The following is a 19,493-nucleotide window of genomic DNA, read 5'->3' on the forward strand; positions in this document are numbered from 1 at the left end:
TCCTCTGTCCTGTGCGCCTGAGAACATTATCCCTTCGGCGGATGCGTGCGCATCACTCTCCAGAGTATCTGTCACCCGGCGTTGGTCCTGTGGCCTGAGAGTTTCCGAGGCAGTTGCTCCTTCGGCACCAGTGGTCTGGTTCTCCCAACGTCAAGCGTTGCGAGTTTCGTATCGGAAACATTCAAGCCAAGGCAAGAGAATTCTTGCCCCGCGCCCGTTGGGCATGGTGCGGCGCGGTCTGCGGTCGGGCGGGATGCGGTCAGGCAGCCGTCTTGCGGCCCAGAAGCCAGACAAAGAACACGCCGCCCACCAGGCCGGTGACAATGCCGATGGGCATGTCTTCGGGGGCCATGACGGTGCGGGCCGCGATATCGGCCCAAAGCAGGAAAATGGCCCCGATCAGGGCAGAGCCCGGCAGGACGCGCCGGTAATCGCCGCCCACCAGCATCCGCACCACATGGGGCACCATCAAGCCGACAAAGCCGATGATCCCCGAAAAGGCGACCATCACACCGGTGATCAGCGCCCCCATGACAAAGACGAACAGGCGGAACCGGGCCACGGGTATGCCAAGGGTTGATGCCGTCTCGTCCCCGACGGTCATGGCGTTCAGCGCCCCCGCCCGCCAGATCAGCCACAGACCGCAGGCCAGCAGGATCACCAGCGGATAGACCAGCTGGCTCCACTGTGCGAGGCCCAGGCCGCCCAGCATCCAGAACACGACCGTATGGGTCGCGCGCGGATCACCCAGAAAGATCAGGACATTGGCGGCGGCCATGATGATGAAGGACACCGCCACACCCGCCAGCACCAGGCGGTCGGCACTTGTGGCCTGGGCAAAGCGGGACACCGCCAGCACAATGGCCGTGGCGCCCAACGCCCCCAGAAAGGCCAACAGCGGCACCGTCAGCAACCCCAGGAACAGCCCGGTGTGCAAAAGGGCAAGGATCGCCCCAAAGGCGCCGCCCGACGAAATCCCCAGCAAATGCGGATCGGCCAGCGGATTGCGGGTGACGGCCTGCAGGCTGGCACCCACCATCGCCAGCCCGGCCCCCACCATCATCGCCAGCAACGCGCGGGGAAACCGGATATCCCAGACGATGGCCTCGCGCCCCTGCGACCAGGTCTGCGGGATCAGTCCGGGCGACAGCTTGTTCAGAAACACGCTCCACACCGTCGACAGCGGCACCTGAACCGCGCCCACGGAAATGGCAAACGAAAGCGAGACCAAAAGCGCGGCCAACCCGGCGCACATCAGCACGCCGGTGCGCCCCGGACGTCCGGTCCGGGCCTGGGACACCCTGATTTCGCTCATGCGCTCACGGGGCCCGGAACCCTTCGGCCAGCGTCTTGATGGCCTGGATGTTGCGGGGACCGGGCGTGGCCTCGACATATTCCAGGGTGACAAAGCGGTCGTTCCTGACGGCATCCATGTCGGCAAAGGCGGGGTTGGTCATCAGGAAGGCGCGCTTTTGCGCGGCGGTCACATCGCCATAATTCACGATGACGATGACCTCGGGATTGCGCTCCACCACCTCTTCCCAGGTGACGGTGGCCCAGCTCTTGTCGAAATCCTCCATGATGTTCACGCCACCCGCAGCCTCGATCAGGGCGGTGGGCATGGCATGGCGCCCGGCGGTAAAGGGCGCGTCCTCGCCGCTGTCATATACGAACACGCGCAGGGGCGTGCCGGTCTCCTGCGCCGCGACAAAGGCCGCCAGGTCCGCACGGTAGCCGTCAACCAGGGCGGCGGCACGCGCCTCGACGCCAAAGATGCGGCCAAGGTTCATCAGGTCGGCATACATGTCCTCCATGCTGGCCTTGTCCGTGTCCATGATGTGGGCGCAGGACTCCGTCAGCTCGTAGACATCAATGCCAAACGGGGCCAGCGTCTCCGGCGTCACCTCGCCCCCCACCTTCATCCCGTAATTCCAACCGGCAAAGAAGAAATCGGCATCCGCACCGACAAGAACCTCGCGCGACGGATACTTGGCCGACAGTTCGGGCAACTGCGCCACACCGGCGCGCATGCCCTCATCCAGCGTCTTCCACCCGGAAATACCGGTATAGCCCACCATGCGGTCGGCCAGGCCCAGGACCAGCATCATCTCGGTCAGGTTCACGTCATTGGACACCGCGCGCTCGGGCGGGGCATCAAAGGTGACGGACCGGTTGCAACTCCGGACTGTGGTCGCGGCAGCCGCCAGGCCCGCGGTCAGGCTCAGGGCGAGGGCGGCGGCAATAAAGGTCTTCATGATCAGGGTCCCTTGGTTTGAAGATGAAAGGTCAGGTGGTCGGCGTCGCTGGGGGTCAGGCGCTCGCGCCGGGCGGTCACGCGAAACACGGCCGATACGGCGGCTTCGGACAGCACGTCCTGCGGCGGGCCAAACCCGATGGCCCGCCCCGATTGCAGCAAAAGCACGTCGTCACAGACACCGGCCGCAAGGTTGAGGTCATGCAGGGACGTGACAATGGTCAAGGGCAGTGACCGGATCAGATCAAGGACTTCCAGCTGATGGCGGATGTCCAGATGGTTAGTCGGCTCGTCCAGGATCAGCAGGCGGGGCTCTTGCGCAAGGGCGCGCGCCACCATGACGCGCTGGCGTTCGCCCCCCGACAGGGTGCCCAGATGGCGGTCCGCCAGCCAATGCAGGTCCAGCTGTTCCAGCGCATGCTGCACGATGTCGGCGTCCCGCTTGCCTGCGCCACCCGAAAATCCCTGCCGGTGCGGGGTGCGGCCCAGCGCCACGATCTCGTGCACGGTCAGGGCAAAGTCGCTGGGCTGTTCCTGCAGGACGGCGGCCATGCGCTGGGCTGCCGCGCGGGCGGTCAGGCTCCAGATGTCGTCGCCATCGACATGCACGGTTCCGGTCACCGGCCTGTGGAACCGGTACAGCAGCCGCAGCAACGTGGTCTTTCCGGCCCCGTTCGGCCCGACAATGCCCAGAACACGGCCCGGCGCCAGATCAAAGCTGGTGCGATGCAGCAGCGGATCGTCCCCACGGCGCGGCGACCATGACAGGTCACTGACAGACAGGCGGGCGGCGGTGGTCACGACGCACGCACCTTGCCCGTCTCAATGGCCAGCATGGCGGCAGGCACCCGGGCCAACGTGGTGTCGCGCAGCTTGCCGGGCCGGTCCAGGGACGAACACCACCCATCCTCCAGATCGGCATACAGTCTGGCAAAGGCCAAAAGGTCCTCGATATCGGTGTCGGGATCAATGTCGCCAAACAGATAGGTGGCCTTGCGGGTGCCGTGATAGGCCACGGTGCACGGGCGATCACATCCCGCCATGCAGGCCACGCCAGACACCTCGAAACTGTCGGTCACCGCATCGCCTGCGGTTGTAATGGCCGCGCGCAGACGCGCGATCAGCTCATAACCCGGGCGACACGCGGTGCCCAAGTGCCGGCAAGACGTGCAGATCGTGATGTGATGGTCCATTCGGGCCTCCGCCGCGCAGGGGGCAGAAGGAAACGAAACCATGTCGGTGCGGTATGTGCCGCTGTGCCATCATATGCTCCTGACCAGGCACCCCGCCTGTATCGAGTTAAAGGGCCGACGCGGTCCAGGCGTCGGGGATGGCAGGTCTCCTGACTTGCGGGTCAACGCTTTCCCGAACCTTCCCGGACAGATGTCCAGTGGTCCATATCGGGGTCGCTCACCGCTCACAGTTGCGGGGGCAGTCGCGGATTTGGCGCCTGTCGGACAGGACCGCACCGTGTTCCCTTTTCATCTCTTCGGCCATGGGCCTCCAAGAACCATCGCGAAAACCAAACCGGAATGTTGCGGACGGGTCAATGCACAATCGGCATAGCCATGGATCGTTTTTCGCACGCAGGCGGATGGGGCACCACCCTCGCACCGGCGCATGGGACGATGGGATCGGGCCGGGTCACACGCGTCCGGGACCGGCAGCGCCCTGGCGGGCGTGCGGCACGGGCCATCTTGGTGTGCACCGTCGGACGTCAATTGATCGGCCATGACGCCTTGCATCTGAACACCGCGTCCGAACGACGGGCGTCGCAGGACCGAACCGGACGGGGCCAGATATGCGACACTCCATGATCAACGTACGCCGTCTGCAAACAATCCGCGCGCAGAAATCGTTTGGGCTGCGTCGGTCTGGACCCCACGCAATGTGGAAACCACCGGTGCCACCCGTCGTCCGATGCGCAATGCCGCTGGTCCCGACACCGTGCCGGTCTGTCCCCCCCAGGGGCCGGGCACGGGGCGGCCTGACCGTCAAGGCACGCGCGCGGACCAGCGCAGGTGCCACGTACCGATGGCACTCCCGACATTCGCCAACTGCACAAATGCCGCGCTCCCGACAGCCCCGCGCCACCGCGCGCCACGGCCGCCTGCCGACACGGCCAGCGGATCGCACGGTTTTTCAAGCCGCACGCATCGCTGCCCGGGTGCGGTCCGGTCCGGTCGGCAACGCGTCACCCGCCGCGCGCGCGGCAGATCGGCGGCAGACCAGATCCGGATGTGGTTGATGCGTCCAGGATCGGGACGGGCCGTTCAGGATACAGGCACTATGACACCGTTGATGATGCTGGCGCGTCCACGGTGTCTGCCGGGGGCGTTGGTGCCGCGCGCGCCAACGTGATGGCCCGCGCCGCACGGGTCTGACCCGCCATCCTCATGGACAGGCGTGTGATATCATCGCCTGGCATAGACCGCCCGAACAAGTCATTTGCGATCCGGCCAAAGCACCCTTGGCGACGACCGCCTGCCGTCGCAGCCAGCATGCCGGAAATCCGGTTAAAATTTCGCAACTGCAGCGCGCGCAGGTCCAAGCCCCTGATACGGCGCGCAAATCACAAAACTGCCAAAACAGTGTTAAGCCACCGAACACGCTGTCCCCGCGGGGACAGATCAGTCAAACAGGCTGCGCAGCCCCTTCTTGACCTCGTCTTCCAGCTTCTGTTTCGCCGCATCCTCCAGGCTTTGCCCCTCATCCACGACGCCCAGTTCCTCGGCGACCTTTTCGCGGGCCTTGGCCTTCAGCGCCTCCTTCTCCGCCTCCAGCTTTTCGTCCAGCCGCAGGTCAATCGCGGCGTCCAGATCGGGCAGGATGCTGGGGTCCGCCCAGGGACCGCGGATGCGCACGGGGATTGCCAGGTCCGGCCCGTCCTCCCCTTTCAGCGCGGTGGGGGTAAAGAGGTAGTCGATGTCCTGCGCCCCCAATCCGATCCGGCCATTGCCGCGCGCCTCGAAGCTGCGCAGCACCACCAGAAGGTCGTCGTTAAACAGGTTCCCGCCCTCCATCCGGTAGGTCGCGCTCATGTTTTCGAACACCGTCGTGCGGCCGTTGCCGCGCCCGAATTTCAGCAAGCCATCCAGGTCGATCCCCTCGATCGTGCCGCCCGCAACATTGAATGATCCGTTGCCCGACAGCGACCGCATGATCGCATCCACGTTTTGACCGACGCCCAGAAATTTCAGGTCCAGGTTCGCCTGCCCCGTCAGCATGTCGAGGTCGGCGGCATCCGCAAGGAAAGGCTGCACCGAAAGCCCGCGCATGTTCATGTTGCCCCCCACGCTCAGGCCCGAACGGTTGTTGATCACGAATTCGCCCACCAGCGTGCCGCCATAGGCCGCGACCTCGCGCAGTTCGAACACCATGCGGCGGTTGTCATTGCGCAAGAGGGTGCGGGTCTGGCCCAGCTTGAACTGACCAAGGTCGATGGAGGACGCGGTCAGCGCGATCTCTCCGTTGAAGGCCGCAAGCCCGCTCGCGTCGATGGGGTCCTTGGGCCAGCCTGTCCCCGCGGGGGCAGCACCGCCTCCGCCGCCAGTGCCGGAGGTCTCTCCTCCCATTGCGCCGCGCAGGTCCAGCGCGCCCGCAACCAGTTGCGCGTTCACGGTCGGAGTGCCGTTCAGACTGATATCTGCCGCCCCGTTCAGCGTGTTGCCGCCAAGGTCGGCCCGCAGGTCGCGCAGGGACAGGCGGCGGTCCGAGGTCAGCGTTATTTCACTTGATATTTCAACAGCTTGTCCCAGTTTCTCAGGCAACCCCGGCGCGGGCAGGCCCAGAGCGGACAGGAAGGCATCGGTGCTTGGCAGATCCATGCCGAGCAGGCCGGCCACGTCGCCCGCGGTGCTGGCGCGACCGTCCAGTGTGACACGCCCGCCTCCTGCCTCGATGACCGCCTGAACCGGTTGGACCTGCCCGGAGATAAATCCGGCAAACGCACCGACGGTCGCGTCCACCTGCACCGCGGTCCCCGCCGGTCGAAGGGTCGCGGCGATGGTTGCGGGGCCCAGACGTTCGGGCCAGTCGAGGGACAGGTCCACGCCGGAGTAGGACAGCGTATCTGACCCTTCTGCGGCATAGATCAGGGTGGCGTCCGTCACCTGCAACTTCTGGATCGACAACGCCTGCGGCGTCGAGGCGGCGCCGGGCGCGGGTGTCTCCGTTTCGATCTGCGCGGCCCCGGACGCATCGGTGAACACCCAGCTGGCCCGCCCGTCCGCACGGCTTTCGAGGCGGATGGTGGGGCGCGTCGCCTCGACATTGGTGATGCGGATTTCGCGGCTCTGGATATAGGCCATCACATCAACGCCGATGGCCGCGTTTTCGGCCGTCAGCATCGGGCCCTGTTCGGACCAGTCGGCATTGCCGACCTCAAGCCCGTCCGCGCGCACGCCCAGCACCGGCCACAGGGTCATGGACACGCCCGTGATGGTCACGTCGCGGCCCGTTGCCTTGCGAATCTGATCGGCGGCAATGGCCCCGATACGGTCGGCCGGCAAAAAGAAGACCGACACCCCGGCCACCAGCACGAGGATCAGGGCAAACCCGACCAGACGCAAAACCCATTTCATGACACTGCTCCCGTTCTGATGACGTGTTGAAATCAGCCTAACGCAGCGTGTGCCTGCACCCCAACCCTTTTCGCGGGTGCAGAGTTCACATATGAGGCACGACATGAGCCAGAACCCGCCTGACTTTCGCCCCGATCTCGCGCCCAAGGCGCGGCTTGAGCAGAATGCGCCCCGCGCCCAACCGGACGGCACCGGCCGCCCCGGCCAGCCGACCATCGGGATGGTCAGTCTGGGGTGCCCCAAGGCGCTGGTGGACAGCGAACGCATCCTGACCCGGCTGCGGGCCGAAGGGTACGGCATCTCGCCCGACTATGCGGGCGCGGATGCGGTGATCGTGAACACATGCGGGTTTCTGGACAGTGCCAAGGCGGAAAGCCTTGAGGCCATTGGCGAGGCGCTGGACGAGAACGGCAAGGTCATCGTGACGGGCTGTCTGGGGGCCGAACCCGAATACATCACCGGCGCACACCCCAAGGTGCTGGCCGTGACGGGGCCGCATCAATACGAACAGGTGCTGGATGCCGTGCACGCCGCCGTGCCGCCGGACCCCGACCCCTTTGTCGATCTGCTGCCCGCCCGCAGCGTCAGCCTGACGCCGCGCCATTTCAGTTACCTCAAGATTTCAGAGGGCTGTAACCACAAGTGCAAGTTCTGCATCATCCCCGACATGCGCGGGCGGCTGCAATCGCGCCCGGCCCATGCGGTGGTGCGCGAGGCGGAAAAGCTGGTCGAGGCGGGCGTGAAAGAGCTGCTGGTGATCTCTCAGGACACCTCGGCCTACGGTGTGGACATCAAACATGCCGAGGATCGGGGGCACCGGGCGCATATCACCGACCTTGCGCGTGATCTGGGGTCCTTGGGCGCTTGGACAAGGCTGCACTATGTCTATCCTTATCCACATGTGCGCGAGCTTATTCCGTTGATGGCGGAGGGGTTGGTCTTGCCCTATCTCGACATTCCCTTCCAACATGCCCACACCGACACGTTGCGCCGCATGGCGCGGCCTGCGGCTGCGGAACGGACGCTGGACCGGATCGCGGAGTGGCGCGACATCTGTCCCGAGATCACGTTGCGGTCCACTTTCATCGTGGGCTACCCCGGCGAGACGGAGGCGGAATTCCAGACCCTTCTGGACTGGATGGACGAGGCGCAACTGGATCGCGTCGGCTGTTTTCAATACGAAAACGTCGATGGCGCGCGGTCGAACGCGTTGCCCGATCATGTGGCGCCCGAGGTCAAGCAGGAGCGGTGGGATCGCTTCATGGAAAAGGCGCAGTCGATTTCCCAGGCCAAGCTGGCGGCCAAGGTGGGCATGCGCATGGATGTGATCGTGGACGAGGTCGACGCCGAGGCCGCGACCTGCCGCACCAAGGCCGACGCGCCCGAGATCGACGGCAACCTGTTCATTGACGAGGGGTTCGAGCACCTGACCCCCGGCGATATCGTCACTGTCGAGGTGGACGAGGCGGGTGACTATGACCTGTGGGGCACGCGGGTTTAGGGCGGACCAGCATCCGCCTTGGGATTGGCACGTTTTTCAGATATTTCCGTGGCTTGGCCACCGCATGTCGCGCGTGGTCGTGCAGGATGGTTGCAATTTGGGCTAAATGTTCTATATTTGTTCTCAACCCCAAGCGCAAGCGAGGAGAACGCCCATGTCGATCCATCCCACCCTTCCCGGCCTGTTCGAGCCGGTGCAGACCGCCCTGCCACTGGATGTGGCACCTGCAACCGACAAGCAGATCGCCTATGCCCGCACGTTGGCGGCAAGAACCGGGCGCGCCGTGCCCACGGCGTTGTTTGGCGACAGGGCGGGGTTGTCGGCGTGGATTGATCGGGCCAAGCCGAAGGCAGCCGAGGGCCGGTTTTCGGCCTATCCCAGTGCAAAACAGGTGCAGTTTGCCGAGCGTATTGCACGGCTGAAACGGCGCGAGGTGCCGCCTGAGTGTTTCAAGGACAAGTCCCTGATGGCACGGTGGATCGATGGCAACAAACCGCGGTGACTGCGACGCTTTGACTGTGGTCGGGGGACGTTGCGCGCATATCTTCGACATATGAGTGATGACACCCGCGTTCTGTACAATGCCGACTGTCCGGTCTGCAATTTCGAGATCAGCCACTATGCCAGGTATAGCGGTGATCAGGCCCTGCCCATTCGGTTCGAGGACCTGAACCGGGCCGAGATGGCCGATTGGGGAATGGACCGGGATGCCGCTGCGCGCAGGCTGTACGTGCTGAAGGACGGGCAGATGTATGGCGGCATTCCCGCCTTCATCGTGTTGTGGCAGGACATGCCCCGCTATCGCTGGCTGGCCCGCATCGTGGCCCTGCCCGGCGTGCATTGGCTGGCATCGAAGGCCTATGACCATGTGCTGGCGCCGCTGATCTACCGCTGGCACCTGCGCCGCCAAAGGGCAGCGACGTCAACCCCTTCGTGAGGAATTGTGCATAGACCGAGCGTGTTTTGACGGTCAGGGTGGTGCCATGCCTTATCCATATTCCGTTCGTGAAACCGTGGCCGATGCGTCGGTGCACATGCTTGGCCTTGGGGCGGGTGTGACCGGTGCCGCCATGCTGATCATGCATGTGGCGCAGACCCATGGGGCGGCGCAGATCGCGGCGACCAGTGTGTATGCGGGGTTGGCGGTGTTCGCGCTTTTGGCTTCGGCCCTCTATCACCTGCTGCCGTGGGAGGCGTCGCGCCCGGTGTTTCACCGCATCGATCACGCGGCCATTTACCTCAAGATTGCGGGCACCTACACGCCGCTGGTCGTGCTGATCGGGTCCGCCTTTTCCTATGTGGTTCTGACGGCGGTGTGGGCTGTGGCGCTGGTGGGCGCGGTGGCCAAGCTGAGCTTTTGGGCCACGGATGCGCGCGGGTCGCTGGCGCTGTATCTGGCGATGGGATGGGCCAGTGTGCTGCTGATCTGGCCGATGTGGCAGAACTTGCCCGGCGCCTCGACCGCGTTGATCGTGATGGGCGGGGGCCTTTATTCGCTGGGCACGGTGTTTTACGCGATGAAGGCGCTGCGCTTCCAGAACGCGATCTGGCACAGCTTTGTGCTGGCGGCCTCGGCCTGTTTCTTTGGCGCGGTGGCGTTGGGCGTATCAGCCTGAGCGGCGGGCGAGGGCTGCGAACTGGTCGGCGTTGCGGCAATAGCCGGGCGTTTCGGACACCGCGCCGGCCTGCGCCTTGAGCCATGCGGCACAGGTGTCGGGCCGGGTACAGCCCGCGCAGCGCAAAACCAGATCCGAGATGTCACCGGGGCTGAGATCGCCGCGCAATGCGGCCTCTTGCAGGTCGACGCCGCGGGCGGCGGCCATGCGATCAACGAGATCGGCGTGGGTCTTGAGGCGGGCATCGGACATGGGTGTCCCTTTCGCTTTGGCACGGATGGACCCACTGTGGGGCGTGGCCCGCAGCCCCACCTTGATCCATGTCAAAGCGCGTCGAGATAGGCCTTTACGCAGGTCTGCACGTGGCGAAATCGGTCCCCGCCCAGATGTTTGCCGCCGTACCACCGGGTCACGACGATCAGGTGATCGCTCAGCCCCTCGCGTTCGAGCATCCGCAGGATGACCATGCCGGCCCCGGCTTCGCCATCGTCGCCCTTGATGGGGCCGCCTGACGACAGCACTGCACCCCATGTGTTGTGGGTGGCCCTGGCATAGGTCCTGTCCCGCTTCAGCGCCTTGAGGGCTGCGTCGATCTCCAACCGGGATGTGACCGGACAGCCCGCCACGGCGTATCTGGACCCCCGGTCGGTCAGCACATGCCCCACCTGTTTCAAGGTCGGGTTTCCCGGACCCGACAGGGCCGGTCGCATGTGCTACCTGATCCGCATTTGATGACGCACAGACTTTTCAAACCGGGGATTCCCATGCCGTATTCATTGCTTGAGACCATGCACATCTACGAGGTTGTCGGCATCCTGGGTTTTGCCCTTTATGTGATGAACTATGGCCTTTTGACCACCCGCTGCCTGAGCGGCGATTGCCTGACCTACTTCACAATCAACCTGATCGCGGCCAGCTGTGTGTTGCTGGGCCTGATGGCGAGCTTCAACCTCGCCTCGGCCCTGATCCAGGTGTTCTGGGTGGCCATGTCGATTGTGGGCATCCTGATCCGCCTGCGCAGGCGGCGCTACCGCACCCTGGCCTAAAGCCCGGCTGCGGTTCGGCGCACGGTTTCGAGCCGTTGGGCGTTGGGCGGGTGGGTGCCGAGGAAGCGGTCGCCCGGATCCGGGATACGGTTGAAAAACTGTGATCCCTTGATCGGGTCATAGCCTGCGCGGGCTGTCAGGATGGTGCCCAACTGGTCCGCTTCAAGTTCGAAATCCTTGGAATAGGTGCGCGCGCCCACCTGCGCCCCGATGCGCTGGGCCGCTTCGGGGTCGGCGCCCGTCAGGGTGGCCAAACCGCCGAAGATCACTGCGCCCGCCGCGGCGTTTTCGCGCTGGCGTGCAATGTGGCCGCGCACGTGGTGCGCTGCCTCGTGCGCGAGGACAAAGGCCAGTTCGTCTTCGTTGCGGGCGTCATTGATCAGCGCCTGCGTGAACACGATCAGGGGCCGCCCGTTGTCATCAAGCGTTTGAAAGGCGTTCGATGGCGCGCCCGGGCGATCATCGACGAGGATTTTGAAGTCGCAGTCGACACCGCGCGTCCGCGACCTGCATTCCCGCTCTGCCACAGGCTCGACCCGTTGCACCGCCGACGCAAAGGCACGGATGGATTGCTGGTTTGTCCGCAACTCGTCCGGTACATCGCGCACAACGGGGGCAGGTCCCGTGCCAGTCGGTGCCGTCGCGACCACAACATCGTCGCACGCCGCGACAAAAGCCAATGCTGCGAGGGCGGACAAAACCCGTATGATCAAAGCGCCATCCTTTCAGAACTGTTCGCCAGACTGTATCATGCAGAAGGGCGGCTTCCAGCCCCGATCACGCAGCCGTGTGCCCCCATGCAACCCACCGCTCATTCCATAGGATGTCCATATGTTTACGATCGAGCACGAATTTGACGCGAGCGTCATCACCCTTGTGGATGACGGCAAGACGCCGCTGCAGGAAGATGTCGTGATCAACGCCTTTGCAGAGGTGATCACGGTGGAACAATATGACCCGCGCACCGACAGCGTGGTCAAGATCTGCCTGTCACCGGAACAGGCCCGCGATCTGGCCGCGGCCCTTGACCTGCCCGAGGGCGTGTATCAGTTGCGCAAGGAGGCCAGGTGAAAAGGTCTGGACGCTTGACCTGTCTCTGGTAGCTTGCGCGACACGTCAGGGAGGACAGATATGGCGACCGGCACCAAGATCCGCACATTCTTTGAAGGCGCGTGGCATGACGAGGATTTGGCCGTCATGCGGGCCGCGGACCATGGCAGCTGGGTTGGCAGCACCGTTTTTGACGGCGCCCGCTGGTTTGACGGCCGGGCGCCCGACCTGGACCTGCATTGCGCCCGCGTGAACCGGTCCGCCGAGGCGCTGATGCTGACCCCCACCATGGCGAGCGCCGACATCGTTGACGCGATTCACGAGGGGTTGAAGGCCTATGACCCGTCCGACGCAGTCTATATCCGGCCCATGTACTGGGGGATTGATGGCGACGCGTCCGGCATTGTGCCAAAGGCGGACGAGACCGGCTTTGCCATCTGTCTCGAGGCGATCCCGATGGCCCCGCCCACCCTGTCCGTGACCCTTGGCCGGACCCGGTTCCGCCGCCCGGTGATCGAGGACAATGTCGTCAATGCCAAGGCCGGGTGCCTGTACCCCAACAACGCCCGCATGCTGGCCGAAGTGCGCAAACGCGGGTTTCAGAACGCGCTGGTGGCCGATGCGATGGGCAATGTGGCCGAAAGCGCGACCGCCAACGTGTTCATGGTGAAGGACGGTGTCGTCTTTACCCCCATCCCCAATGGCACGTTTCTGTCCGGCATCACCCGCGCACGCCATATGGCGAACATGCGGGCCGACGGCATCGACGTGATTGAAACGGTGTTGGGTTTCGAGGATTTCGAGGCTGCCGACGAGGTGTTCCTGTCCGGCAACATGATGAAGGTCACGCCGGTTTCCGGCTTTGAAGACACGTCGTATCAGGTTGGTCCTGTGACCCGCCGCGTGCGTGACATGTACTGGGATTGGGCCGCAAGCCATGGCTAAGCCTGTTGAATTCTGGTTCGAATTTGCCAGCACCTACAGCTATTTGGCGGCGGCGCGTGTCGAGGCGGCCTGTGCCGATGCGGGCGTGCCGCTGGTCTGGCGCCCGTTTCTGCTGGGCCCCGTGTTCGCAGCACAGGGCATGACGACGTCGCCCTTCAACATGTTCCCCGTCAAGGGCGCCTATATGTGGACCGACATGGCACGATGCTGCGCCGATCTGGGCCTTCCCTTTCGCAAGCCCGGGTCCTTTCCCCGTGGCAGCCTGTTGGCCGCCCGCGTTGCCGCCGCCCATGCGGAGGCCCCTTGGGTCGGCGCCTTTGTGCGGGCCGTGTATCATGCGAATTTTGCCGAGGATCGCGATATTGCCGACGACGCGGTGATCGCGGCCATCATTGATGAGATTGGCGTGGACCCCGACGCCGCGGTTGCCGCCGCGACAGCCCCCGCCGGCAAGGCCGCCCTGCGCGCCGCGACCGAAGACGCCATGGCGCGCGGGATCTTTGGTGCCCCCAGTTTTCTGGTAGACGGCGCGCTGTTCTGGGGCAATGACAGGATGCAGCAGGCCCTGGCCCACGCCCGCGCCGCGTGACCATGCGCGGGATTGCGTGATCCGGGGCCTTGGGCCATTGTGCCGGAACCCAGGCGGAGGACAAGATGCGCAAATTTCTGGTGGTGCTGGATGACAGCCGCGAATGCCTGAACGCGATGCGCTTTGCCGCGATGCGGGCCAGCCATACGGGCGGCGGGGTTGCCATTCTGTCCGTCATCCCCCCCGACGAGTTCAATCACTGGATCGGTGTCGGCAATGTCATGCGCGAGGAGGCCCGAGAGCGCATCCACGCCCATTTCGAGGTCTTTGCCAAGTGGATGCGGGACAAGCAGGGTATCGACCCCGAACTGGTCATCCGCGAGGGCCAGCCGGCGGACGAGATCATCGCGCAGGTCCATGAGGACGCCGATATTGGCGTGCTGGTCCTGGGGGCGGGCACCGACAAGAAGGGCCCCGGCCCGCTGGTCACGCAACTGAGCCGGAATGCGGGCGGGTTGCCCATTCCCATGACCATCGTGCCGGGCGATCTGAGCAAGGAAAAGCTGGAAGCCATCACCTAGGACGCGACGGCGAGGTCGCGCAGGTCGGGCGGCAATCGCCCGAACCGCGCCACGGGGTGCACGGTGGGTCCGTAGCTGCGGGCCGCGGGTGTGCTGCGCAGGTCCGGCATCAGCCGGATCAGATCCCGCGTGGCCGCGGGCCCGACCGACAGCAGCCCCCAGGGTCCGGGATAGAAGCTTTCGCAGGCGGCGCCTTCGGCGAGGACCAGGTCGTGGCTGTCCAGCAGCAGGTGATGGTAGGTGACCGATTGCATGCCGTGCGCCACCCGCACGGTCCCGCCCTGCATCCGCGCCAGATGCCCGGCCCGGACCAGTTGCGTGACGCCCGCCCCGGTCTTGAGCGCCACGGCGTGCTGGGGCGACAGGCGCAAGGCGCGGGTATTGCCGAAGGTGCCGGGTGCGATGTGCACGGGCCGCAACATGGGATTGGCGCGCAAGCCCGCCGCGTCCACGTGGCGCGTCCCGATCCAGCGGATGGGCCGCAGCCCGTTGTCGCGCGTCTGGACGCGGTCCCCCGGTTTCAGCCACTCAACCGGCACCGCACCGCGCGCCGTTGCGATCCGGGTACCGGCCGTGAAACAGGGGATGCCTGCCGCATTCAGTTGCTGGGTCGAAGAGATCTGTGCCGGGCTGACCCCTTCCAGAACAATCGTCTCGCCCTCGGGGAAGGTCAGAAGCGCATTGCCGTTGCCGTCATCCGTGACCACCACATCGTGAACACTGATCGGTCGCCCGTCGGGCGTGCGCAGTTCGGACACGTCCAGCTGGTCGTTATACGCGCCGTCGCCGTCATCGTCGCCGATGTCGAAATCGGTGACCGTAGTGCTGCCGTTCTGGGACTGCACAAACGTGTCGTCTCCGGCGCCGCCCGTGACCGTGTCGTCCCCCGAACCGCCGTCGATCCGGTCATTGCCGTCATCCCCATACAGGACGTCATTGCCGACGCCGCCATCTATCGTATCCGCGCCCGCCCCACCATGGATGCTGTCATTGCCTGATCCGCCGCGCAGCAGGTCATCGCCATCCTCGCCATGGATCGTGTCGTTATGCGCGCCACCATCAACCGTATCATCGCCCGCCCCGGCGTAAATCAGGTCGTTATCGGCACCGCCCGTGATCGAATCCGCGCCGTCACCGCCATAGATCGTGTCCTCACCCTCCTGGCCGTGGATCGTGTCGTTGCCGTCAGAGCCGTGCAATTCGTCCTTGCCGGTCCCGCCTTCGATGTAGTCGTCGCCCCAACCGGCATAGACCTTGTCGTCGCCCGCACCGGCATCGATCGTGTCGTCATAGTCGTAATCCGGCTCTCCGCCCGCTTCGTCGATGGTGTCGTTGCCGTCGCCGCCGCGCACCGAATCTCCGCCGCGGCCATAGGCGATATAGTCGTCCCCCTCACCGCCATCGATCGTGTCGCTGCCATCGCCGCCATAGAGGTTGTCGTTGCCCGCGCCGCCGTCGATCTGGTCATCGCCGTCGTATCCATAGACCGTGTCATCCTGCGCGCCTGACCGTTGGAAATCATCATACGCCCCCCCTTCGTAGGTGTTGGCGTCGTCGGGATCATCGGTTGGCGCGACCAGGCTGTCGTAGCGCGGCGCGTTCGAACTGGTGACATCGTTAGGTCCCGAAAACGCGTAAGCCGTGCCTGGGGTGATCGGCCCATCGGCGACCCATCCGGAATGAAAGCCGTTGCTTTCGACCTTGTAGAGCGTGATCGTGTTGCCCTGCCCGTCCGTCAGCGTCCAGCTTTCTTCAAGGTAGACTTCCCCCTCGGTCAGCTGGTTGCCATTGGCATCGAATTTCCGGGCATATTGGTCGCCGTCGCCCACCTCATCATTGGCATCGTCGCCATTGAACAGGACGCCGCCGTCTTCTTCCTCGATCTCGTACCGGATCGCATCTTCGCTTGCGTCGAAATCCGGATCGAGGACAATTTGCCCGTCGGGCGTCAAGAGGAACGCGTTCTGGGCGTATCCGCCGACTGTGTAATTGGCCATACCGTGGCCCCCTTTTCCTGCACGTCCCGCAGGATTAGCGCCAAGGCCGCAACGGCTGGTTAAAGGGACAATTTTAAGGGTCTGGCGCGCGTGCCTCCAATAGTTTAGAATCGTTCCAAACCTTGACACTTGGGGCGGCGACCCGCATATCCGAGTGTAACGCTCAGGAGATGCCCCATGTTCATCCAGACTGAATCGACCCCAAACCCCGCCACGTTGAAATTCCTGCCCGGCCAATCGGTGCTGGATATGGGCACGGCGGACTTTCCCACGGCCGAGGCCGCGACCAAATCGCCGCTGGCCTCACGCATCTTTGCGGTCGAGGGCGTCACAGGCGTATTCTTTGGCACCGATTTCGTCACCGTGACCAAGGCCGATGCCGTGGAGTGGGACCACATCAAACCCGCCCTTCTGGGCGCGATCATGGAGCATTTCCAGTCCGGTCAGCCGGTCATGGAAGAGGGTCACGCACCAGCGTCGGGCCATGCCGAACATGATGGCGAAGACGCCGTCGTCGTGGGCCAGATCAAGGAACTGCTGGACAGCCGGGTCCGCCCTGCCGTGGCCCAGGATGGTGGCGACATCACGTTCCACGGCTTTGACCGGGGCGTTGTCTACCTGCACATGCAGGGCGCCTGCGCAGGCTGCCCATCCTCGACCCTGACCCTGAAGATGGGGATCGAGAACCTGCTGCGCCATTACATCCCCGAAGTGACAGAGGTGCGCCCGGTTGCCGTCTGACGCCATGACGGCCAGATGCTATTGCGGTGCGTCCCGACTGACGCTGGATAAGCCACCTTTCACGGTGGCTTATTGCCATTGCAGCGACTGCCGCCGCTGGACGGGGGCCCCGGTGGCCGCCTTTGCCGCCGTGGACCGGGCCGATGTGTCGGATCAGCTGCCCGCCCCCTATCGCGGCGCGCCGGGGGTCGAACGCTGGACCTGCCCCACATGCCACGGGCCGCTGGCCGCCGCCTTCGCGTACCTGCCGGATCAGGTCTATGTGCCGCTGGGCATCATTGATCAGGCCGACAGGCTGCTGCCCGAGATGCACAGCCACGCAGGCAGCGCCCTGCCGTGGCTGCATATCGCCGACGATCTGCCCCGGGCCCAGGCGTCGGCCCGCGACGACCTGAACAGGGCCGCCACATGAGCGCGCCGCTTGTTCTGGGATTTGACACCTCTGCCGCCCATTGCGCAGCGGCACTGGTCCGAGGGGCCACGGTTCTGGCGTCTGTCGGCGAAGAGATGGCGCGCGGCCAGGCCGAACGGCTGATGGGCCTGCTGGAAGAGATGTTGCGCGCCCAAGGCGTCGTCTGGGCCGACCTTGATGCCGTGGCGGTGGGCACCGGGCCCGGCAACTTCACGGGCATCCGCATCGGCGTGTCCGCTGCACGGGGTCTGGCACTGGGCCTGGGATGCCCGGCCTACGGCGTCACTGGTTTCGAGGCACGCGCGTCCCTGGCCGCGCCGGGCAGCACGGTTGCGATCCCCGCGCCACGCGACATGGTCTATGTCATGGGCCGATCCGGTGCGCGGCTGGTGCCGGGCAGCGACGTTGCCGACATGGCCCCGCACCCGCCCCCCGCCGATCTGGCCTGCGCCATTGCGCGCCACGGCGCCGGGCGCTGGCCTGCCGAGGCCTCTCGTCCTGCGCCCTTTTATGTCCGTGCGCCGGATGCGGCCCCCGCCCGCGATGTACCGCCGCAGATCCTGGCATGAGCCCCGACAGACTGGCCGCGCTGCATGCCGCGGCCTTTACCCGCGAACGGCCATGGACGGCGCAGGAATTTGCCGACCTTCTTGCGAATCCCCTCTGCCACCTCGAGACCGCGCCGCACGGCTTTGCCCTGTGGCGCGGCATCGCGGGGGAGGCGGAATTGCTGACCATTGCCGTCGATCCCGCCCGGCAGCGGCGCGGCACGGGCGCGGGTTTGATGACGGCGTGGTCGCACGGGGCCGCGCCGACCTGTACCACCGCGGTGCTGGAGGTGGCCTCGGACAACGCCGCTGCCATCGCGCTTTATGCGCGCTATGGCTTTGAAACTGTTGCCAAACGCGTCGGATATTATCGCCGCGCCGACAGCTTTGCGGATGCGTTGATCCTGCGGGCCCCCGTCCCCTTCCCTGTCTGACACGCATCCTCTGGGGCGGTGCGACGCGGGGGCGGAGCAGCGGCGGGCAGCCCCCCTGCCCAACCTGTCAGCTTTGCGCAAGGTCAGCGCCCCTCGCACGTGCCCAATTGGTCAAAAAGCGGTTGACCCCATCCCGCCCCTGCGGCCTAATCCCGCATGATCTTTTGATCCCGGGCGTCCGGTGACACGCTGCCGCCGCCCCAACCATGATAAACTGGGAGACCTGATACATGACCATGATGCAGAAATTCCTTGGCGCGACCGCGGCCCTGGCCCTGTCCGCAGGTGCTGCGCTGGCCGAACCTGCGCTGATCTTCGATCTGGGCGGCAAGTTCGACAAATCCTTCAACGAAGCGGCCTTCAACGGCGCCAAGCGCTGGGCCGACGAGACCGGCAACAGCTTCCGCGAGATCGAGCTGCAATCCGAAGCCCAACGCGAGCAGGCCCTGCGCCGCTTTGCCGAATCCGGCGCCAACCCCATCGTCATGGCGGGCTTTGCCTTTGCGGACGCGCTGGGTCAGGTGGCCGCGGATTATCCCGACACGTCCTTTGCCATCATTGACATGGTGGTTGACCAGCCCAACGTGCGCTCCGTTGTCTTCAACGAGCACGAAGGCTCGTACCTGGTGGGCATGATGGCCGCCAAGGCGTCCGAGACCGGCACTGTCGGCTTTATCGGCGGCATGGACATTCCGCTGATCCGCAAGTTCGCCTGCGGCTACGCCCAGGGCGTGAAGGCCGTGAACCCGGACGCCAATGTCATCGCCAACATGACCGGCACGACACCCGCCGCCTGGAACGACCCGGTCAAGGGGTCCGAACTGACCAAAGCGCAGATCAGCCAGGGTGCTGACGTTGTATACGCAGCCGCAGGCGGCACCGGCGTGGGTGTCCTGCAAACCGCCGCCGACGAGGACATCCTGTCCATCGGCGTGGACAGCAACCAGAACTACCTGCACTCGGGCAAGGTTCTGACCTCGATGATGAAACGCGTGGACAACGCCGTGTATCAGGCCTTTTCCGACGGCGCAGGGTTCGAGACAGGCTTCAACGTGATGGGCCTGGCCAATGGCGGCGTGGGCTATGCGCTGGACGAACACAATGCCGAGCTGGTCAGCGATTCCATGCGCAGTGCGGTGGACGAAGCATCGAACCGGATCGCAAGCGGCGAACTGGTCGTCCACGACTACATGTCGGATGACAGCTGCCCCGCGCTGAACTTCTGATCCACGTGACATGACGATTGGGCCGCGCCA

Annotated in this window: 24 protein-coding genes and 2 riboswitches; of the genes, 15 read left to right on the plus strand and 9 right to left on the minus strand. The window is 65.0% G+C overall.

All coding sequences use genetic code 11. From position 1 onward, the window contains the following. Positions 1–72: 72 nt before the first annotated feature. Positions 73–157, minus strand: a riboswitch (glycine riboswitch). Between the two features lie 102 nt (positions 158–259). The 4 genes from Q0844_RS07930 to Q0844_RS07945 form a co-directional block, all read right to left on the minus strand. Further along, positions 260–1,255, minus strand: coding sequence for an iron ABC transporter permease (locus Q0844_RS07930; RefSeq protein ID WP_299045252.1), 996 nt, complete (start codon positions 1,253–1,255; stop codon positions 260–262). A gap of 64 nt (positions 1,256–1,319) precedes the next feature. Next, positions 1,320–2,255: an ABC transporter substrate-binding protein gene (locus Q0844_RS07935; RefSeq protein ID WP_299043611.1), complete on the minus strand. Its 936-nt coding sequence runs from the start codon at positions 2,253–2,255 to the stop codon at positions 1,320–1,322. Between the two features lie 2 nt (positions 2,256–2,257). Beyond that, a complete protein-coding gene (locus Q0844_RS07940) occupies positions 2,258–3,055 on the minus strand; it encodes an ABC transporter ATP-binding protein (RefSeq protein ID WP_299043614.1) in 798 nt (265 codons plus the stop codon). Beyond that, complete coding sequence (locus Q0844_RS07945; protein WP_299043617.1) at positions 3,052–3,447, minus strand: DUF1636 domain-containing protein; 396 nt, start codon at positions 3,445–3,447, stop codon at positions 3,052–3,054. Before Q0844_RS07945 ends, Q0844_RS07940 begins: the two co-directional genes overlap by 4 nt. A gap of 121 nt (positions 3,448–3,568) precedes the next feature. After that, positions 3,569–3,784, minus strand: a riboswitch (cobalamin riboswitch). 491 nt (positions 3,785–4,275) lie between these two features. Between Q0844_RS07945 and Q0844_RS07950 the strand changes: the two genes are divergently transcribed. Beyond that, positions 4,276–4,638 (plus strand): hypothetical protein, encoded by a 363-nt coding sequence (locus tag Q0844_RS07950; protein ID WP_299043619.1) that lies wholly within the window; start codon positions 4,276–4,278, stop codon positions 4,636–4,638. 246 nt (positions 4,639–4,884) lie between these two features. Here Q0844_RS07950 and Q0844_RS07955 read toward each other — a convergent pair whose 3' ends face one another. After that, entirely contained in the window at positions 4,885–6,837 is a 1,953-nt protein-coding gene (locus tag Q0844_RS07955) for an AsmA family protein (RefSeq protein WP_299043622.1), read from the minus strand. A gap of 103 nt (positions 6,838–6,940) precedes the next feature. Between Q0844_RS07955 and rimO the strand changes: the two genes are divergently transcribed. From rimO to Q0844_RS07975, 4 genes are all read left to right on the plus strand, one after another. After that, positions 6,941–8,338, plus strand: coding sequence for a 30S ribosomal protein S12 methylthiotransferase RimO (rimO, locus tag Q0844_RS07960; protein ID WP_299043623.1), 1,398 nt, complete (start codon positions 6,941–6,943; stop codon positions 8,336–8,338). 154 nt (positions 8,339–8,492) lie between these two features. Then, positions 8,493–8,840 carry a hypothetical protein gene (locus Q0844_RS07965; RefSeq protein WP_299043625.1) on the plus strand — a complete coding sequence of 116 codons (348 nt, stop codon included), beginning with the start codon at positions 8,493–8,495 and terminating at the stop codon, positions 8,838–8,840. Positions 8,841–8,891: 51 nt separating this feature from the next. Then, positions 8,892–9,275, plus strand: coding sequence for a thiol-disulfide oxidoreductase DCC family protein (locus tag Q0844_RS07970; RefSeq protein WP_299043627.1), 384 nt, complete (start codon positions 8,892–8,894; stop codon positions 9,273–9,275). A 46-nt stretch (positions 9,276–9,321) separates the two neighbouring features. Beyond that, entirely contained in the window at positions 9,322–9,954 is a 633-nt protein-coding gene (locus Q0844_RS07975) for a hemolysin III family protein (protein ID WP_299043629.1), read from the plus strand. Here Q0844_RS07975 and Q0844_RS07980 read toward each other — a convergent pair. Both Q0844_RS07980 and Q0844_RS07985 read right to left on the minus strand, forming a co-directional pair. Beyond that, positions 9,946–10,206, minus strand: coding sequence for a DUF6455 family protein (locus Q0844_RS07980; protein WP_299043631.1), 261 nt, complete (start codon positions 10,204–10,206; stop codon positions 9,946–9,948). The genes Q0844_RS07975 and Q0844_RS07980 overlap by 9 nt on opposite strands. Positions 10,207–10,277: 71 nt before the next feature. Further along, positions 10,278–10,664 carry a YigZ family protein gene (locus Q0844_RS07985; RefSeq protein WP_299043633.1) on the minus strand — a complete coding sequence of 129 codons (387 nt, stop codon included), beginning with the start codon at positions 10,662–10,664 and terminating at the stop codon, positions 10,278–10,280. Between the two features lie 54 nt (positions 10,665–10,718). On the opposite strand from Q0844_RS07985, the gene Q0844_RS07990 reads away from it, so the two are divergent. Next, positions 10,719–11,000 (plus strand): hypothetical protein, encoded by a 282-nt coding sequence (locus tag Q0844_RS07990; RefSeq protein WP_299043635.1) that lies wholly within the window; start codon positions 10,719–10,721, stop codon positions 10,998–11,000. Here the strand turns inward: Q0844_RS07990 and Q0844_RS07995 are convergent. Further along, entirely contained in the window at positions 10,997–11,710 is a 714-nt protein-coding gene (locus Q0844_RS07995; RefSeq protein WP_299045254.1) for a M48 family metallopeptidase, read from the minus strand. The two genes, Q0844_RS07990 and Q0844_RS07995, sit on opposite strands and share 4 nt — an antisense overlap. 121 nt (positions 11,711–11,831) lie before the next feature. On the opposite strand from Q0844_RS07995, the gene Q0844_RS08000 reads away from it, so the two are divergent. The 4 genes from Q0844_RS08000 (at position 11,832) to Q0844_RS08015 (ending at position 14,105) form a co-directional block, all read left to right on the plus strand. Continuing rightward, positions 11,832–12,071, plus strand: a complete 240-nt coding sequence (locus tag Q0844_RS08000) for a hypothetical protein (RefSeq protein ID WP_299043637.1) — start codon at positions 11,832–11,834, stop codon at positions 12,069–12,071. Positions 12,072–12,131: 60 nt separating this feature from the next. Continuing rightward, entirely contained in the window at positions 12,132–12,995 is an 864-nt protein-coding gene (locus tag Q0844_RS08005; RefSeq protein ID WP_299043639.1) for a branched-chain amino acid aminotransferase, read from the plus strand. Beyond that, positions 12,988–13,584, plus strand: coding sequence for a 2-hydroxychromene-2-carboxylate isomerase (locus Q0844_RS08010; RefSeq protein WP_299043642.1), 597 nt, complete (start codon positions 12,988–12,990; stop codon positions 13,582–13,584). Before Q0844_RS08005 ends, Q0844_RS08010 begins: the two co-directional genes overlap by 8 nt. 65 nt (positions 13,585–13,649) lie before the next feature. Continuing rightward, positions 13,650–14,105, plus strand: coding sequence for a universal stress protein (locus Q0844_RS08015; protein WP_299043645.1), 456 nt, complete (start codon positions 13,650–13,652; stop codon positions 14,103–14,105). On the opposite strand, the gene Q0844_RS08020 is transcribed toward Q0844_RS08015, so the two are convergent. After that, complete coding sequence (locus tag Q0844_RS08020; RefSeq protein ID WP_299043647.1) at positions 14,102–16,102, minus strand: Hint domain-containing protein; 2,001 nt, start codon at positions 16,100–16,102, stop codon at positions 14,102–14,104. The two genes, Q0844_RS08015 and Q0844_RS08020, sit on opposite strands and share 4 nt — an antisense overlap. A 177-nt stretch (positions 16,103–16,279) precedes the next feature. Here Q0844_RS08020 and Q0844_RS08025 point away from each other — a divergent pair, with 177 nt between their 5' ends. From Q0844_RS08025 to Q0844_RS08045, 5 genes are all read left to right on the plus strand, one after another. Further along, positions 16,280–16,843, plus strand: a complete 564-nt coding sequence (locus Q0844_RS08025) for a NifU family protein (protein ID WP_299043650.1) — start codon at positions 16,280–16,282, stop codon at positions 16,841–16,843. Between the two features lie 4 nt (positions 16,844–16,847). After that, a complete protein-coding gene (locus tag Q0844_RS08030; protein WP_299043652.1) occupies positions 16,848–17,255 on the plus strand; it encodes a GFA family protein in 408 nt (135 codons plus the stop codon). Beyond that, positions 17,252–17,824 (plus strand): tRNA (adenosine(37)-N6)-threonylcarbamoyltransferase complex dimerization subunit type 1 TsaB, encoded by a 573-nt coding sequence (gene tsaB / locus Q0844_RS08035; protein WP_299043653.1) that lies wholly within the window; start codon positions 17,252–17,254, stop codon positions 17,822–17,824. The genes Q0844_RS08030 and tsaB overlap by 4 nt, the downstream gene beginning before the upstream one ends. Then, a complete protein-coding gene (locus tag Q0844_RS08040; RefSeq protein WP_299043656.1) occupies positions 17,821–18,237 on the plus strand; it encodes a GNAT family N-acetyltransferase in 417 nt (138 codons plus the stop codon). Before tsaB ends, Q0844_RS08040 begins: the two co-directional genes overlap by 4 nt. A gap of 230 nt (positions 18,238–18,467) precedes the next feature. Beyond that, positions 18,468–19,463, plus strand: coding sequence for a BMP family ABC transporter substrate-binding protein (locus Q0844_RS08045; protein WP_299043658.1), 996 nt, complete (start codon positions 18,468–18,470; stop codon positions 19,461–19,463). Positions 19,464–19,493: the final 30 nt, after the last annotated feature.

The sequence above is a fragment of the uncultured Tateyamaria sp. genome (genome assembly GCF_947503465.1).
Lineage (GTDB): Bacteria > Pseudomonadota > Alphaproteobacteria > Rhodobacterales > Rhodobacteraceae > Tateyamaria.